The organism is Kitasatospora sp. NPDC097605, from assembly GCF_040302725.1.
In the GTDB taxonomy this organism is placed as follows: domain Bacteria; phylum Actinomycetota; class Actinomycetes; order Streptomycetales; family Streptomycetaceae; genus Kitasatospora.
The window spans coordinates 1-16,055 of sequence record NZ_JBEOSF010000014.1; the positions used below are offsets into that span (position 1 = coordinate 1).

14 protein-coding genes are annotated in these 16,055 nt (G+C 72.5%); 5 read left to right on the top strand and 9 right to left on the bottom strand.

Annotation, left to right across the window (positions count from 1 at the left end; genetic code table 11):
* Window positions 1–91 precede the first annotated feature (91 nt).
* Window positions 92–385, bottom strand: coding sequence for a hypothetical protein (locus ABTX81_RS17585; protein WP_350546153.1), 294 nt, complete (start codon window positions 383–385; stop codon window positions 92–94).
* A gap of 54 nt (window positions 386–439) precedes the next feature.
* Here ABTX81_RS17585 and holA point away from each other — a divergent pair, with 54 nt between their 5' ends.
* Window positions 440–1,441 (top strand): DNA polymerase III subunit delta, encoded by a 1,002-nt coding sequence (gene holA, locus ABTX81_RS17590; protein WP_350546157.1) that lies wholly within the window; start codon window positions 440–442, stop codon window positions 1,439–1,441.
* 30 nt (window positions 1,442–1,471) lie between these two features.
* Here the strand turns inward: holA and ABTX81_RS17595 are convergent, their stop codons facing one another.
* Window positions 1,472–2,230 carry a hypothetical protein gene (locus ABTX81_RS17595; protein ID WP_350546160.1) on the bottom strand — a complete coding sequence of 253 codons (759 nt, stop codon included), beginning with the start codon at window positions 2,228–2,230 and terminating at the stop codon, window positions 1,472–1,474.
* 221 nt (window positions 2,231–2,451) lie between these two features.
* On the opposite strand from ABTX81_RS17595, the gene ABTX81_RS17600 reads away from it, so the two are divergent.
* The gene (locus ABTX81_RS17600; RefSeq protein WP_350546163.1) at window positions 2,452–2,979 is read left to right on the top strand and encodes an Rv1352/Rv1906c domain-containing protein; all 528 of its coding nucleotides are present in this window, start codon (window positions 2,452–2,454) and stop codon (window positions 2,977–2,979) included.
* 269 nt (window positions 2,980–3,248) lie between these two features.
* Here ABTX81_RS17600 and rpsT read toward each other — a convergent pair whose 3' ends face one another.
* Complete coding sequence (rpsT, locus tag ABTX81_RS17605) at window positions 3,249–3,518, bottom strand: 30S ribosomal protein S20 (RefSeq protein WP_350546166.1); 270 nt, start codon at window positions 3,516–3,518, stop codon at window positions 3,249–3,251.
* Between the two features lie 294 nt (window positions 3,519–3,812).
* Between rpsT and lepA the strand changes: the two genes are divergently transcribed.
* A complete protein-coding gene (gene lepA, locus ABTX81_RS17610) occupies window positions 3,813–5,684 on the top strand; it encodes a translation elongation factor 4 (protein WP_350546171.1) in 1,872 nt (623 codons plus the stop codon).
* A gap of 76 nt (window positions 5,685–5,760) precedes the next feature.
* Here lepA and ABTX81_RS17615 read toward each other — a convergent pair whose 3' ends face one another.
* From ABTX81_RS17615 to ABTX81_RS17630, 4 genes are all read right to left on the bottom strand, one after another.
* Complete coding sequence (locus ABTX81_RS17615; protein WP_350546175.1) at window positions 5,761–6,828, bottom strand: NAD(P)/FAD-dependent oxidoreductase; 1,068 nt, start codon at window positions 6,826–6,828, stop codon at window positions 5,761–5,763.
* 129 nt (window positions 6,829–6,957) lie between these two features.
* Window positions 6,958–7,923, bottom strand: a complete 966-nt coding sequence (gene sigJ, locus ABTX81_RS17620) for an RNA polymerase sigma factor SigJ (RefSeq protein ID WP_350546179.1) — start codon at window positions 7,921–7,923, stop codon at window positions 6,958–6,960.
* 112 nt (window positions 7,924–8,035) lie between these two features.
* Window positions 8,036–9,934: an ABC transporter ATP-binding protein gene (locus tag ABTX81_RS17625; RefSeq protein WP_350546664.1), complete on the bottom strand. Its 1,899-nt coding sequence runs from the start codon at window positions 9,932–9,934 to the stop codon at window positions 8,036–8,038.
* A 182-nt stretch (window positions 9,935–10,116) separates the two neighbouring features.
* Window positions 10,117–11,850: an ABC transporter ATP-binding protein gene (locus ABTX81_RS17630; protein ID WP_350546184.1), complete on the bottom strand. Its 1,734-nt coding sequence runs from the start codon at window positions 11,848–11,850 to the stop codon at window positions 10,117–10,119.
* A 324-nt stretch (window positions 11,851–12,174) separates the two neighbouring features.
* On the opposite strand from ABTX81_RS17630, the gene ABTX81_RS17635 reads away from it, so the two are divergent.
* Together ABTX81_RS17635 and hemW are read left to right on the top strand one after the other, a co-directional pair.
* Window positions 12,175–14,097: an AMP-dependent synthetase/ligase gene (locus tag ABTX81_RS17635; RefSeq protein WP_350546188.1), complete on the top strand. Its 1,923-nt coding sequence runs from the start codon at window positions 12,175–12,177 to the stop codon at window positions 14,095–14,097.
* 60 nt (window positions 14,098–14,157) lie between these two features.
* Entirely contained in the window at window positions 14,158–15,387 is a 1,230-nt protein-coding gene (gene hemW / locus ABTX81_RS17640; protein WP_350546192.1) for a radical SAM family heme chaperone HemW, read from the top strand.
* Here hemW and ABTX81_RS17645 read toward each other — a convergent pair.
* Both ABTX81_RS17645 and ABTX81_RS17650 read right to left on the bottom strand, forming a co-directional pair.
* Entirely contained in the window at window positions 15,384–15,785 is a 402-nt protein-coding gene (locus tag ABTX81_RS17645; protein WP_350546197.1) for a PIN domain nuclease, read from the bottom strand. The genes hemW and ABTX81_RS17645 overlap by 4 nt on opposite strands.
* Entirely contained in the window at window positions 15,782–16,018 is a 237-nt protein-coding gene (locus tag ABTX81_RS17650; RefSeq protein ID WP_350546201.1) for a type II toxin-antitoxin system VapB family antitoxin, read from the bottom strand. Before ABTX81_RS17650 ends, ABTX81_RS17645 begins: the two co-directional genes overlap by 4 nt.
* Window positions 16,019–16,055: the final 37 nt, after the last annotated feature.

Consider the following 16,055-nt stretch of genomic DNA (forward strand, 5'->3'; position numbering starts at 1 on the left):
GACAGGAGTCGCGGTACCGGGTGAGGCCGTCGGGGTCGTCGCGCCGTTTGAAGAAGGGGAAGCCGAGCGCGCTGGAGTCCCACTCCAGGGGTCAGCTTTCCTCGCGCCAGCCTTCGTGGGAGGTCGCGACAGCGTCGAGGGTGTGGAGAAGGGCGGGGGTCCAGCCGTTCTCGGGGGGTTCGACGACCACCAGCCACTGGGCGTCCTCGGCGTCGTCCTCCCCGGCGAGGGCGTCGCGGACGATTTCGAGCTCGCCGAGGTCGGGGTGGTCCGCACTGAGCTCCTCCGCGACCTCCTCGGCGGCGTCGCGGTCGGGCAGGACGAGCAACTGCCGGGCGTGCGGGTCGAAGTCGTCCGGCAGGTCGGTGGTGGGGTCTTCGGTCACCCGCCCATTCTCCAGGGGCGGAGCTGTCCGTCCCCCGTGGGATGCTGGTAGGCGATGGCCAGGAAGAGTGCACCCGACGACCTGCTCGCCCCGCTGACCCTCGCGGTCGGCCAGGAGGAGCTGCTGCTGGACCGCGCGGTCGCCCAGGTGGTGGCCGCCGCGAAGGCGGCCGACCCGGACACCGACGTGCGGGACCTCCCGCCCGGCGGCCTGCAGCCGGGCAGCCTGGCCGAGCTGACCACCCCGTCGCTCTTCGCCGAGCGCAAGGTCATCGTGGTCAGGGCCGCCCAGGACCTCCCCGCCGACTCCGTCAAGGAGGTCAAGGCGTACATCGAGGCCCCCGCCGATGAAGTGATCATGGTCCTGGTGCACGCGGGCGGCGCCAAGGGCAAGGGCCTGCTGGACGCGGGCCGGAAGGCCGGCGGCCGCGAGGTGGCCTGCGCCAAGCTCGCCAAGGCGAGCGAGCGGCTGGCCTTCGTCCGCGGCGAGTTCCGCACACTCGGCCGCTCGGCCACGCCGGAGGCCTGCCAGGCCCTGCTGGACGCGCTCGGCAGCGACCTGCGCGAGCTGGCGGCCGCCTGCAGCCAGCTCACCTCCGACGTCGAGGGCGCCATCGACGAGACCGTGGTGGCCCGCTACTACAGCGGCCGGGCCGAGGCGACCGGTTTCGAGGTGGCGGACCTGGCGGTCACCGGCCGGGCCGCCGAGGCGCTGGAGCGGCTGCGCTGGGCGCTGGCCGTCGGCCAGCCGCCGACCGGCATCACCTACGCGCTGGCCTCCGGCGTGCGCAGCATCGGCCGGCTGGCGACCACCGGGCGGAACATGCGCCCGGCGGACCTGGCCCGCGAGCTGGGCATGCCGCCGTGGAAGGTCGAACGGGTCCGCCAGCAGATGCGCGGCTGGACCGGCGACGCCGTGGCCACCGCCCTGACCGCGATCGCGCAGGCCGACGCCGCCGTCAAGGGCGGTTCCGACGACCCGGCCTTCGCGCTGGAGCGGGCCGTGGTCGCCGTGGCCAGGGCCGCCCGGGCCGGCTCCCGCACGCCCTCGTACTGACCAGGCCGGGGACCAGCACCGGGACGGGAGCTACGGGCCGCCGATCGCCTTGAGCATGTCCCGGGTGTCGTCGAGGATGGCCTTGCGCACGGTCTCGCGGTCCAGCGTGTGGTTCTTGCCGACCTGGTAGTTGTCCGTCCAGTACAGCGAGTACGTCATCGCGCCGTCGCGGACCTGCAGGTAGTAGTTGATGTCGTGGAAGGTCTTGTCCGAGCTGGTCGGCTCGTCGCCGTAGGCGAAGTAGGCCTCCTCGCCGAGGCCCGGCGCGTCGGTGATCTCGTACTTCTGCTGCTCGAAGTAGTGCCGCAGGGCGGCGAACTCGGGGACGGAGTCGACGGCCTTGTGCAGCTCGGCCCGGATGTCCAGGGTGGCGTAGTCGGGGGTCTCGCTGTCGCCGGGCGTGCGCTTCATCAGCGCGTAGCAGCGCATGACGTCCATGGACTCGCTGCGGCCGGCGTGCTCCAGCGGGTAGTTGTCCACCATCTTGTACTTGCCGCGGAACGCGGTGAGCTTGCCGGCTTCGCAGATCTTGTCGACGGCGTGGTAGCCGCGGACGCTCTTCGCGCCCGACCCGCCGTCCACGATGCCGGGCACCGCGACGACGGCGCCGGTCCAGACCGCCGAGGCCAGGATCGCGCCGACGAACGCCCAGACCGCGTTGCGCCGCAACACGCCGCGCCCGCCGCGCCCGCCGTCCGAGCCGGGCGCACCGGGCGCGCTCGGCACGCCGGGCGCACTGGGCAGCCCGGGCGGCGGCCCGAAGCCCGGCAGGCCGCTGGGTGCCGGCACCGGTGCCGGCGGCTGCTGCGGAAAGCCGGCGAAGCCGGGTCCGCTCGATGGCGGCGGCGGTGGCGGCGGTGTCCCCAATGTGTGCCCCCCTCGGGCCCTCGGCGTGGGTGCCGGACACCCGGGACCCTACCGGTCGTACCGGAGGGTGGGACAGGCGCCGAGGCGCTCCGCCCGACCGGTAGGGTCGGGGCCTTCATCGGCCACATGTCCCAGGGGGGACCTTGCGCACGCGCACCATCACGATCGTCTCGACGGCCGGTCTGCTGGCCGGCCTGACGGCATGCTCCGGCGGCGCGAACCCGGGGACGGCGGCGGGGGCCGCCCCGGTTCCGCCGCCCGCGGTCACCCAGACCGTCACCGTCACCGCCACGGTCACGGCCCCGGCGCCGCCCGCGCCACCGGCCCCGACGGTCACCGTCACCGTCACGGCGACCGCGACGCTCACCGCGCCGCCGCCGGCCACGACCGCGCCGCCCGCCGAGACCGCGCCCGCCGAGCCGGCCGACACGATCGCCGGCAGCGGCACCTTCCTGGTCGGCACCGACATCCGGCCCGGCACCTACCGGACGGCCGGCCCGAACAGCAGCTCGGTGGGCATGTGCTACTGGGAGCGCTCCCGGGCCGCCGACGGCGATCTCGGCTCGATCATCGCCAACGAGAACCTGATGGGCCAGGGCGTCGTCACGATCAAGAAGACCGACGTCGTCTTCAAGACGCAGGGCTGCCAGAGCTGGACGAAGATCGGCTGAGCCCGCCCGGACGCACGCGCGCACGCGCACGCACGCACGCGCACGGCCACCGGCCGCCCCGGAAACACGAACTGCCCGGCCGGTGGGGAACCGGCCGGGCAGTGGCGGGAAGGGCCGGCGGGCCGGCACTTCCGGTCGATCTCTCGTGCACCGCACCCGCGTGGCGAACGCAGGCCGCGTGCGGTGCGAAGTGTGCTGCGCCTCGGGTTTCCGGGTAGAGGGCCGGGTCGTCCCGAGGGGGTGGGGCCGTCGAGGCGGCCCCGGGGGCGTCAGGCCTGGACGGCCGCGTTGACGCGCTTGGTGATGGCCGACTTCTTGTTGGCGGCCTGGTTGGCGTGGATGACGCCCTTGCTCACGGCCTTGTCCAGCGCCTTGGAGGCGGCGCGGGCCAGCTCGGTGGCCTTCTCGGTCTCACCGGCGGCGGCGGCCTCACGGGCCTTGCGCAGGGCGGTCTTCAGCGAGGACTTGACGGCCTTGTTGCGCAGGCGCGCCTTCTCGTTGGTCTTGTTGCGCTTGATCTGGGACTTGATGTTCGCCACGAAAGAGCCTCAGTCTGTGTTATCGGTTCCGGGTCCCCCGGCCGGAGGCCGGCGGGGGCTGCACCGCGCGGCCGTCGGACCTGCTGAGAGGGCATGCCGAGGCCAGGTGCAGCGCCCCACGCTACCAGGGGCGCCGGGCCCGGCCCAAACCGGGCGCTGGCGCGCGGCCCGCTCGCGGGAAGTGGGAAGATGGGAGGAACTATCTCGATCGGACGACCGTCCGGTCGCCCGGGAAGCCGGTCAGCGATGATCCGGACACCCCCGGCCCCCGGACCAACGGAGAATCGGACCAAGGTGCCCGCGACCCCCAGCAATGTGCCAGAGCCCAGCCGTACCGACCCGGCGCTGATCCGCAACTTCTGCATCATCGCCCACATCGACCACGGCAAGTCGACGCTCGCCGACCGGATGCTGCAGATCACCGGTGTGGTGGACCCGCGGCAGATGCGCGCCCAGTACCTCGACCGGATGGACATCGAGCGCGAGCGCGGCATCACCATCAAGTCGCAGGCGGTCCGTCTCCCGTGGGCGCCGAAGACCGGCCCGGACGCCGGCAGCACGCACATCCTCAACATGATCGACACCCCGGGCCACGTGGACTTCACGTACGAGGTGTCCCGCTCCCTCGCGGCCTGCGAGGGCACCATCCTGGTCGTCGACGCGGCCCAGGGCATCGAGGCGCAGACCCTCGCCAACCTGTACCTGGCGCTGGAGAACGACCTCACGATCGTCCCGGTGCTCAACAAGATCGACCTGCCGGCCGCCCAGCCGGAGAAGTACGCCGAGGAGATCGCCCACATCATCGGCTGCGACCCGGCCGACGTGCTGAAGGTCAGCGCCAAGACCGGTCTGGGCGTCGAGGACCTGCTGGACCACATCGTCAACACCGTCCCGGCCCCGGTCGGCGTCAAGGACGCCCCGGCCCGCGCGATGATCTTCGACTCGGTGTACGACGCCTACCGCGGCGTGGTCACCTACGTCCGCGTGGTCGACGGCCAGCTCACCAAGCGCGAGCGCATCGCCATGATGTCCACCGGCGCGACCCATGAGCTGCTGGAGATCGGCGTCATCTCGCCGGAGCCCAAGGTCGCCGACGGCCTGGGCGTCGGCGAGGTGGGCTACATCATCACCGGTGTGAAGGACGTCCGGCAGTCCAAGGTCGGTGACACCATCACCTCGCAGCACAAGGGCGCCACCGAGGCGCTGGGCGGCTACAAGGACCCGCGCCCGATGGTGTTCTCCGGCCTGTACCCGCTGGACGGCTCGGACTACCCGCTGCTGCGCGACGCGCTCGACAAGCTGCGGCTGAACGACGCGGCCCTGGTCTACGAGCCGGAGACGTCGGTGGCGCTCGGCTTCGGCTACCGCTGCGGCTTCCTCGGCCTGCTGCACCTGGAGATCATCCGGGAGCGCCTGGAGCGCGAGTTCAACCTCGACCTGATCTCCACCGCCCCGAACGTGGTCTACCGGGTGATCATGGAGGACGGCACCGAGCACACCGTCACCAACCCGAGCGAGTTCCCCACCGGCAAGATCGCCGAGGTGTACGAGCCGGTCGTGCGCGGCACCATCCTGGCGCCGAACGAGTTCGTCGGCGCGATCATGGAGCTCTGCCAGTCCCGCCGCGGCAACCTCCAGGGCATGGACTACCTGTCCGAGGACCGGGTCGAGCTGCGCTACACCCTGCCGCTCGCCGAGATCGTCTTCGACTTCTTCGACCAGCTGAAGTCCAAGACCCGCGGCTACGCCTCGCTCGACTACGAGCCCATCGGCGAGCAGACCGCGAACCTGGTGAAGGTCGACATCCTGCTGCACGGCGACGCGGTGGACGCGTTCTCCGCGATCGTGCACAAGGACAAGGCCTACGGCTACGGCGTGATGATGGCCGGCAAGCTGCAGAAGCTGATCCCGCGCCAGCAGTTCGAGGTGCCGATCCAGGCCGCGATCGGCTCCCGGGTGATCGCCCGCGAGACGGTCCGCGCGATCCGCAAGGACGTCCTCGCCAAGTGCTACGGCGGTGACATCTCCCGGAAGCGGAAGCTGCTGGAGAAGCAGAAGGAGGGCAAGAAGCGGATGAAGATGGTCGGCCGGGTGGAGGTCCCGCAGGAGGCCTTCATCGCCGCGCTGTCCACCGACGCCGAGGCGCCCAAGGGCGAGAAGAAGTAACGACCGCCCATCGGAGGGGCCCGGAACGGACGCACCGCGCGGACGCGTTCCGGGCCCCTCCGGCATCTCCCGCCGCTCAGCGCAGCGACAGCACGACGCTCTTCAGGATCGCCGCCTTGGCCAGCCGCCCGGCCCGCCCGGTGAGGACGGCCGGCCGCATCGAGTCGTCACCGTGGATGAACTGCAGCAGCCCGTCGCGCCGCCCGAGGCTCAGGCACTGCACGACGTACCGGAAGGCGAACGGCTTGTCGGTGCGCCCGGTGAGCACCTTGCCGAGGTACTGGCCCTGCGGCAGGGCGGTGGCGCAGCCCATCCGCAGGGTGCCGGTGCCGGGGACGGTGACCTCGGCGGCGTCGCCGATCACGTACACCTCGGGGTGCGAGACCGAGCGCAGGTGGTCGTCGACGACCGCCCGTCCGGCGGGGGTGACGGCGAGGCCGGCCTCGGCGGCGAGCGGGTGCGGCTCCATCGAGGCGGCCCAGACGACCAGGTCGGCGGGGATCCGGCCGGCGGTGGTGGTGAGGCCCCCGGCGTCGACGGCGGTGACGGCGCCGTGCTCGTGGATCGCGACGCCGAGCCCGCGCAGCACCCGGTGGACGTGGTCGTGGCCCTTGGCCGAGAACCAGCCGCCGACCTGCTCGGCGGCGACGATCCGCACGGTCCAGCGGGGGTGGGCCTCGGCGAGTTCGGCGGCCAGTTCGATGCCGGTGGCGCCGCCGCCGACGACCGCGACGGTGCCGGGGCGCTCGGCGGTGCGCAGCCGCTCGGCGACCTCGGCGGCCCGTTCGACGGGGTAGGCGTGCTCGGCGGCGCCGGGGACGTCGTGCCAGGCGGTGCGGCTGCCGAGGGCGTGGACGAGGGTGTCGTAGGCGAGGGTGTCGCCGTTGTCGAGGAGGACCTTGCGGCCGGTGAGGTCGAGTTCGGTGGCGCGGGCCCGGACGTGCCGTACGCCGCGTCCGCGCAGCACCTCGGCGATCGTGGGCCGGTTCACCGGGAGGCCGGCGGTGGTCTCGTGCTGGCGGATGCGGTGCAGGATGCGGCTCTCGGGGGCGACCAGGGTCACCCGGCCGCGCTTGCCGGCCCGGGTCGCGGCGGCGAGGCCGGCGTAGCCGGCACCCAGTACGACGATCTGCTTCTCGGTCATGTCGTCCCGCTCCTTCGTGGCGCCGTCGGTGGCGTCCTCTCGCGGTGTCCCCGGGGTGGCCGGGGAGCGTTTCTCCGCGTGTTCGGAAGGGGGACGACGGCGCCCGCCGGAGTGTGACGGTGACCCGCGTCACATCTCCGGCGGGGTGGCGGGGGTGTTGAGGTGGGTGAGCTTCTCCGGGTTGACCACGGCGTAGGCCTCGGTGATCCGGCCGTCGGCGACGGCGAAGGCCATGACGCCGCCGATGACGCCGGGCCGGGAGTACCAGACCAGGCCGGGTTCGCCGTTGACCGGGGCGAACTCCACGGCGGCGTCGGCCGTGACCCACTTGTTGACGAGGCCGAGGACGAGCCGGGAGACCTTGCCGGCGCCGAGCACCGGGCGGGCGCCGGCGGTGACGATGCCGCCGCCGTCGGAGTGCCAGACGATGTCGGGGTCGAGGACGGCGAGCAGGCCCTCGATGTCGCCGCGGGCGCTGGCGGCGGCGAACGCCTCGACGGCCTGCCGGTGCTCGGCCGGGTCGGCGGTGGCCCGGCGTCCGCCGTCCTTGATCCGGCGGCGGGCGCGGGAGGCGAGCTGGCGGGTGGCGTCGGGGCTGCGTTCCAGGGAGGCGGCGATCTCGTCGAAGCCGACGGCGAAGACGTCGTGCAGGACGAAGGCGGCGCGTTCGGCGGGGGTGAGCTGTTCGAGGACGGCGAGCAGCGCGAGCGAGACGGATTCGCCGCGTTCGGCCAGGTCGGCGGGGGAGGCGGGGGTGTCCTGGTAGGAGAGGGACGGTTCGGGCAGCCATTCGCCGAAGTAGGACTCGCGGCGGGCCCGGGCGGAGCCGAGCTGGTCGTAGCAGAGGCGGGTGACGACGGTGGTGAGGTAGGCGCGGGGGTCGGCGACGGCGGTGCGGTCGGCGGCGCGCCAGCGCAGCCAGGCCTCCTGGAGGACGTCCTCGGCGTCGGTGAAGGAGCCGAGCATCCGGTAGGCGACGGAGCCGAGGTAGCGCCGGTGGGTCTCGAAGGCGTCCGGGCCGGTGGCGGCGGGCGCGCCGGCGGCGGTCCCGACGGCGGGCTCGGTGGCGGCGGTCGCCGACGGTTCGTCACTCACGGCCCTACCGTAGCGCCCGCCCCGGGCCCGGCGGCAGGGGCGGGCCCGGACGCGCGGGAGCCCGGGGCGGGCGGCGGGACCGTCCGCCCCGGGCTCCCCGGGGGCGGCGGCGCTACTCGACCTCGGCGACCGCCTCGGCGAACTGCGCCTTGTAGAGCCGGGCGTAGGCGCCGTCGGCGGCGATCAGCTCGTCGTGGCCGCCCTGCTCGACGATGGAGCCGTTCTCCATCACGAGGATCACGTCGGCGTCCCGGATGGTGGAGAGCCGGTGGGCGATGACGAAGCTGGTGCGCCCGGTGCGCAGCCGGGCCATGGCCCGCTGGATGAGCACCTCGGTGCGGGTGTCGACGGAGCTGGTGGCCTCGTCGAGGACGAGGATGGAGGGCTGGGCGAGGAAGGCGCGGGCGATGGTGATGAGCTGCTTCTCGCCGGCGCTGACGCCGGTGCCCTCGTCGTCGATGACGGTGTCGTAGCCCTCGGGCAGGGTGCGCACGAAGCGGTCGACGTGGGCGGCCCGGGCGGCTTCGACGACCTGGTCGCGGGTGGCCCCGTCGGCGCCGTAGGCGATGTTGTCGGCGATGGTGCCGCCGAACAGCCAGGTGTCCTGGAGGACCATGCCGATGCCGGAGCGCAGTTCCTCGCGGGACATCGCGGCGATGTCGACGCCGTCGAGGGTGATCCGCCCGGAGCTGACCTCGTAGAACCGCATCAGCAGGTTGACCATGGTGGTCTTGCCGGCGCCGGTGGGGCCGACGATGGCGACGGTCTGGCCGGGTTCGACCTTGAGCGAGAGGTCCTCGATGAGGGGCTTGCCGGGGTCGTAGCGGAAGGCGACGTCCTGGAAGACGACCCGGCCGCGCAGGGCGTCGGGGCGTTCGGGCATGGCGGGTTCGGGGGTCTGCTCGGGGGAGTCGAGGAGTTCGAAGACGCGTTCGGCGGAGGCGACGCCGGACTGCACCAGGTTGGCCATGCTGGCGACCTGGGTGAGCGGCTGGCTGAACTGGCGGGAGTACTGGATGAACGCCTGGACGTCGCCGATGGACAGCGCGCCGCCGGCCACCCGCAGGCCGCCGACGACGGCGATCAGCACGTACTGGAGGTTGCCGATGAGCATCATCGCGGGCTGGATGATGCCGGAGATGAACTGGGCCTTGAAGCTGGAGGCGTAGAGGGCCTCGTTGTGCTCGCGGAAGGTTTCGGCGGACTCCTTCTGCCGGCCGAAGACCTTGACCAGGGTGTGGCCGGTGTACATCTCCTCGATGTGCGCGTTGAGCTGCCCGGTGGACTTCCACTGCTGGACGAACTGGGGCTGGGCGCGCTTGCCGACGCGGGTGGCGACGACGACGGACAGCGGGACGGCGATCAGCGCGATGAGGGCGAGCAGCCAGGAGATCCAGAACATCATGGCGAGCACACCGACGACGGTGAGCAGCGCGTTGACCACCTGGCCCATGGTCTGCTGCATGGTCTGGCTGATGTTGTCGATGTCGTTGGTGACCCGGCTGAGGACTTCGCCGCGGGGTTGCTTGTCGAAGTAGCTGAGCGGCAGCCGGGCGAGTTTGGCCTCGGTCTCCTGGCGCAGCCGGTAGCCGGCGCGCTGGATGGCGTGGGCGGCGAGGCGGCCCTGGACGACGCCGAAGACGGCGGCGGCGACGTAGATGGCGAGGACCCAGAGCAGGACGGTGCCGATGGCGCCGAAGTCCATGCCCTGGCCGGGGGTGAAGTCGACGGAGGAGATCAGGTTGGCGAGGTCGCCGTCGCCGCGGGCGCGCATGGCGTCGACGACCTGCTGCTTGGAGGCGTCGGCGGGGAAGCGGCCGCTGATGACGCCGGCGAAGATCAGGTCGGTGGCGTGGCCGAGGATCTTGGGGCCGACGACGGCGGCGCCGATGCTGAGGGTGCCGAGGGCGAGGACGCCGGCGATGAGGGCGCGTTCGGGGCGGAGCAGCTTGAGCAGCCGCTTGCCGGAGCCCTTGAAGTCCATGGACTTCTCGGCGCCCTGGCCGCCCATGAAGCGGCCGGGGCCGGCGGGGCCGCGGCGGGCGGCGGCGGCCTGGGAGTCGCCGGCCGTCTGGGGCGGGCGCCCGCCGGCGCCGGGTCCGCCGGGCCCGCCCGGGCCTCCCGGCCGGCCGGGTCCGCCGGGGTGTCCGCCGGGGGCCTTGTCGAAGCCGGGCGCGGACTTGTCGGGGCTGGTCACGCCGCCTCCTGCTCGGTGAGCTGGGAGAGCACGATCTCCCGGTACGTCGGATTGCCGGCCATGAGCTCGCCGTGGGTGCCGCTGCCGACGACGGCGCCCTCGTCCAGGACGATGATCCGGTCGGCCTCGCGGATGGTGGAGACGCGCTGGGCGACGATCACCACGGTGGCGTCGGCGGTCTCGCGGGCGAGCGCCTTGCGCAGCCTGGCGTCGGTGGCGTAGTCGAGCGCGGAGAAGGAGTCGTCGAAGAGGTAGACGTCGGGGCGGCGCACCAGGGTGCGGGCGATGGCCAGGCGCTGGCGCTGGCCGCCGGAGACGTTGCCGCCGCCCTGGGAGATGGGCGCGTCGAGGCCTTCGGGGAGCTGTTCGACGAAGTCCTTGGCCTGGGCGATCTCCAGGGCGTGCCAGAGTTCCTCGTCGGTGGCGTCGGGCCGGCCGTAGCGCAGGTTGCTGGCGACGGTGCCGGAGAACAGGTAGGGCTTCTGCGGGACGAGGCCGACGCTGTCGGACAGGGCCGTGGGGTCGAGTTCGCGGACGTCGACGCCGCCGAGCAGGACCTGGCCGGAGGTGGCGTCGAAGAGCCGGGGGACGAGGCCGAGCAGGGTGGACTTGCCGCTGCCGGTGGAGCCGATGACGGCGGTGGTCTCGCCGGGGCGTGCGGTGATGCCGATGCCGCGCAGCACGGACGCCTCGGCGCCGGGGTAGCGGAAGTCGACGTCGCGCAGTTCGAGGTGGCCGCGGCGCAGTACCTCGGTGACGGGGGCGGAGGGCGGCACGACGCTGGAGCGGGTGTCGAGCACCTCCTGGATGCGTTCGGCGCAGACCTCGGCGCGCGGCACCATCATGAACATGAAGGTGGCCATCATGACGCTCATCAGGATCTGCAGCAGGTAGGAGAGGAAGGCGGTGAGGGCGCCGATCTCCATGTCGCCGCTGTTGATCCGGTGGGCGCCGAACCACAGGACGGCGACGCTGGAGACGTTGACGACGAGCATGACGCCCGGGAACAGGTAGGCCATCAGCTTGCCGACCTGCAGCGAGACGCCGGTGAGGTCCTCGTTGGCGCCGCCGAACCGGTTCTGCTCGTGGTCGTCCTTGACGAAGGCGCGGATGACCCGGATGCCGGTGATCTGCTCGCGCAGCACCCGGTTCACGGTGTCGATCTTCTCCTGCATGCTGCGGAAGCGCGGGCGCAGCTGGCGGACCAGGGCGGCGACGACGATGCCGAGGGCGGGGACGACGGCGAGCAGCAGTCCGGAGAGCGGCACGTCCTGGTTGAGGGCCATGATGATGCCGCCGACGCACATGATCGGTGCGGCGACCATCAGGGTGAACGACATCAGGACCAGCATCTGGACCTGCTGGACGTCGTTGGTGGTCCGGGTGATCAGGGAGGGGGCGCCGAACTGGCCGACCTCGCGGGCGGAGAAGCCCTGGACGCGGTCGAAGACGGCGGCCCGGATGTCGCGGCCGACGGCCATGGCGGTGCGGGCGCCGTAGTAGACGGCGCTGATCGAGCAGAGGGTCTGCAGGAGGGTGACGCCGATCATCACGGCGCCCACCCGCAGGATGTAGCCGGTGTCCCCCTTGATCACTCCGCTGTCGATGATGTCGGCGTTGAGTGTGGGCAGGTAGAGCAGCCCGAGGGTGGAGACCAGCTGGAGGAGCACCAGCAGGGTGATCGGTCGGGTGTAGGGGCGCAGGTACGCCCTGAGCAGTCTGATCAGCACTGGCTCACTCTTGTCGTCGTCGGCGGCGGCTTGGGCATCCCAATTCTCGTTGTTCGGGAGGCCGGTACATGAGATTCCGGGCAAGCGAGCCGGATCTTTGTCCAGCCCTTTGCCGAACGTTCCGGGGGACGCGGTGGTGCCGTGCACCGGTGGTTCGGGAGAGTGCCGCCTCGGTCAGCCCTCTTACGGAATGACCGGTTTCCCCCTAGGCTGCTGGCAGCCCTCTTGTTACTCGCTGGTACCAGTCCCGGTTGCCAGGGGGCCGGCGGCCGCCCCCACGGACGTCACATCCTTCAGACGGCCACCCGCTCCCGGAGGTCCTCGTTGAGTTCCGCGCAGTCCCTGATCGACTCCGGCCGTACCGACATCGTGGCCGGGCGCCCCGCCTCCGTCGCGCATCTGTTCCAGGAACGGGTCGCGCTGACCCCCGGCGGCGAGGCCTACCGCTACCCCGTCCCGGTGGACGAGCACGCGGCGGACAGCACCCCCGGCGCCGAGCAGTGGCGGTCGCTGACCTGGGCGCAGACCGCCGCCCGGGTGCACGCGGTGGCGGCCGGCCTGCTGTCGCTGGGCATCGAGGCCGAGGACCGGGTGGCGCTGGCCTCCTCGACCCGGCTGGAGTGGATCCTCGCCGACCTCGGCAACATGTGCGCGGGCGCGGCCACCACGGCCGTCTACCCGAGCACCAACGCCGACGAGACGGCGTTCATCCTCTCCGACTCCGGCTCCCGGGCGCTGTTCGCCGAGAACGCCGCCCAGCTGGACAAGGTGGTCGCCGAACTGGACCGGCTGCCCGGCCTGGAGACGGTGATCCTGTTCGACGCGCCGGACGGGCCCCCGCCGGCCGGCCGGCTGCGGGTGATCACCCTCGCCGAGCTGGAGCGGCTCGGCGCCGAGCACCTGGCCGCCCACCCGGACGCCGTGGAGAAGGCGGTCGCCGCCCTCGACAAGGAGCAGCTGGCCACCCTCATCTACACCTCCGGCACCACCGGCCGCCCCAAGGGCGTGCGCCTGGTGCACGACTGCTGGGCCTACGAGGGGCGGGCACAGGAGGCGAGCGGGCTGCTGGCCGCCGACGACGTGCAGTTCATGTGGCTGCCGCTGTCGCACGTGTTCGGCAAGACGCTGATCTCGGGGCAGGTCGCGACCGGGCACGTGATGGCGGTGGACGGCCGGGTGGACCGGATCATCCACAACCTGCCGGTGATCCGGCCGACCATCATGGCCTCGGCGCCGCGGATCTTCGAGAAGGTCTACAACGGCATCGCCGGCAAGGCCCGGGCGGAGGGCGGCGCCAAGTACAAGATCTTCCTGTGGGCGGCGCGCACCGCCCGCGACTACGCCCGCACGGTCCAGGACAACCGGGTGGCGACCGGCGTGGGCAGTGCCCCGGCGGCGCTGCGGATGAAGCACGCGCTCGCCGACCGACTGGTGTACGCGAAGATCCGGGCCGCGTTCGGCGGGCGGCTGCGCGGGGCGGTGTCCGGCAGCGCCGCGCTGGCCCCGGAGATCGGCTACTTCTTCGTCGGCGCCGGGGTGCCGATCCTGGAGGGCTACGGGCTGTCCGAGACCAGCGCCGGCTCCAGCGTCAACCGGGCCGAGGACATCCGGGTCGGCACGGTGGGCCGTCCGCTGCCGGGCACCGAGGTGCGGATCGCCGAGGACGGCGAGATCCTGCTGCGCGGCCCCGGCGTGATGCGCGGCTACCACAACCTGCCGGAGAAGACCGCCGAGGTGCTGGAGGCGGACGGCTGGTTCCACACCGAGGACATTGGCGAGCTGTCCCCGGACGGCTTCCTGCGGATCACCGACCGCAAGAAGGACCTGTTCAAGACCTCCGGCGGCAAGTACGTCGCGCCGAGCGAGGTGGAGGGCAAGTTCAAGGCGGTCTGCCCGTTCGTCAGCAACGTCCTGGTGATCGGCAACGGCCGCAACTTCTGCACCGCGCTGATCGGCCTGGACGAGGCGGTGATCATGCCGTGGGCCGCCGAGCACGGCCTGGCCGGCAAGTCCTACGCCGAGGTGGTCGCCGACCCGGCCACCCATGAGCTGATCGACGGCTTCGTGCGGCGGCTCAACGGCCGGCTGCAGCGCTGGCAGACGATCAAGAAGTTCCACCTGCTGCCGCGCGACCTGGACGTCGAGCACGGCGAGCTCACCCCGAGCCTGAAGATCAAGCGCCCGGTGGTGGAGCGGACCTACGCGGAGGCGGTCACCGCGATGTACTCGGGCGCCAACGAGGCCTGAGCCACCCGCTGTCCCGTACGGCCCGGAGGGATCACCCCGGCCGTACGGGACAATGGGGTCATGCCCTCCGCACTTCCCGACGGCGAACCGGTGCCGTCCGACGGTTCCCTGCCCGCGCACGCCCTCGACGGGCTGGGCTCGCGGCCGTTCGGCTTCTACCTGCACGTGCCCTACTGCGCGAGCCGCTGCGGCTACTGCGACTTCAACACCTACACCGCCACCGAGCTGCGCTCCTCCGGCACCGTCGCCTCCCAGGAGACGTACGCGGACAACGTGGTCGCCGAGATCCGGCTCGCCCGGCGGGTGCTCGGCGCGGACGCGCCGCCGGTGCGCACCGTCTTCCTCGGCGGCGGCACCCCGACCCTGCTGCCGGCCCGCGACCTGGTGCGGATGCTCGCCGCGATCCGCGCGGAGTTCGGGCTCGCCGACGGCGCCGAGGTCACCACCGAGGCCAACCCGGAGTCGGTGGACCCGGCGTACCTGGCGGAGCTGCGCGAGGGCGGCTACAACCGGATCTCCTTCGGCATGCAGTCCGCCCGCCCGCACGTGCTGAAGCTGCTCGACCGCCACCACACTCCCGGCCGCCCCGAGGCCTGCGTCGCCGAGGCCCGCGCGGCCGGCTTCGAGCACGTCAACCTCGACCTCATCTACGGCACCCCCGGCGAGTCCGACGACGACTGGCGGGCCTCCCTGGACGCCGCGATCGGCGCCGGCCCCGACCACGTCTCCGCCTACTCGCTGATCGTCGAGGAGGGCACCCGGCTGGCCGCCCGGGTCGGGCGCGGCGAGCTGCCGATGATCGACGACGACGTGCACGCCGACCGCTACCTGATCGCCGAGCAGGCGCTGGCCGCCGCCGGCTACTCCTGGTACGAGGTCTCCAACTGGTCCACCACCCCCGAGGGCCGCTGCCGCCACAACGAGCTGTACTGGACCGGCGGCGACTGGTGGGGCGCCGGCCCCGGCGCGCACAGCCACGTCGGCGGCGTGCGCTGGTGGAACGCCAAGCACCCCGCCGCCTACGCCCGGGCCCTCGCCGAGCACCGCACCCCCGCCCAGGGCCGCGAGCGCCTCACCGACGAGGACCGCCGCGTCGAGCGGATCCTGCTCGAACTGCGCCTCACCGAGGGCGTCCCCCTCGCCCTCCTCACCGCCACCGGCCGCGAGGCCGCCGCCCGCGCCCTCGCCGACGGCCTCCTCGCCCCCGCCCCCTACGACCACGGCCGCGCCGCCCTCACCCTCCAGGGCCGCCTCCTGGCCGACGCGGTGGTGCGTGACCTGGTGGACTAGTCGATCCGCCGCACGGGCTGCCCGGTCAGCCGGGCCATGGTCTCGAAGTCGGCGTCCTGGTGCAGGACCGTGAGCTTGTGCTGGGCGGCGGTGACGGCGACCAGCAGGTCCACCGGGCTCGCGCACTGGTGGGCGCCGGACTGGGCGAGCCGTTCCTGCAACTCGGCGGCGTCCTGCCAGGCGCTGTCGCGCAGGTGCTGGTACGGGAAGAGCTCCCGGAGCAGGCCGGTCGCCTCGAAGAAGGCGGCCCGGCCGCCCACCGCGCGCAGGAACTCCTGGCGGACCGGCTCGCAGAGCAGCACCAGCCCCGCCGTCACCGCCTCGTCCCAGGCCGCGCCGGTCTGGCCGCGCATCAGCCGGACCAGCGCACTGGTGTCGATCAGGAACTCCTCGGTCATGCGGTCGGCCTTCCGGACGCGTCCGAAGCGCTATCGGGGTAGCCGATGACCGAGAAGTCGATCTCGCCCTCGGCGACCATCTCGCGCATCCGGGCCAGCGCCGCGGCCCGGCGCCGGCGGTCCGCTATCTCCCGCAGGGCGGCGTTGACGGTGTCCTTCTTGGTCGTGGTGCCGAGGTAGCGGGCGGCATCGGCCAGCGCCTCGTCGTCCAGGTCGATCACGGTGCGGGACATGGCTACCTCCCATGGCGTATATCCGATTGCCGAAAAG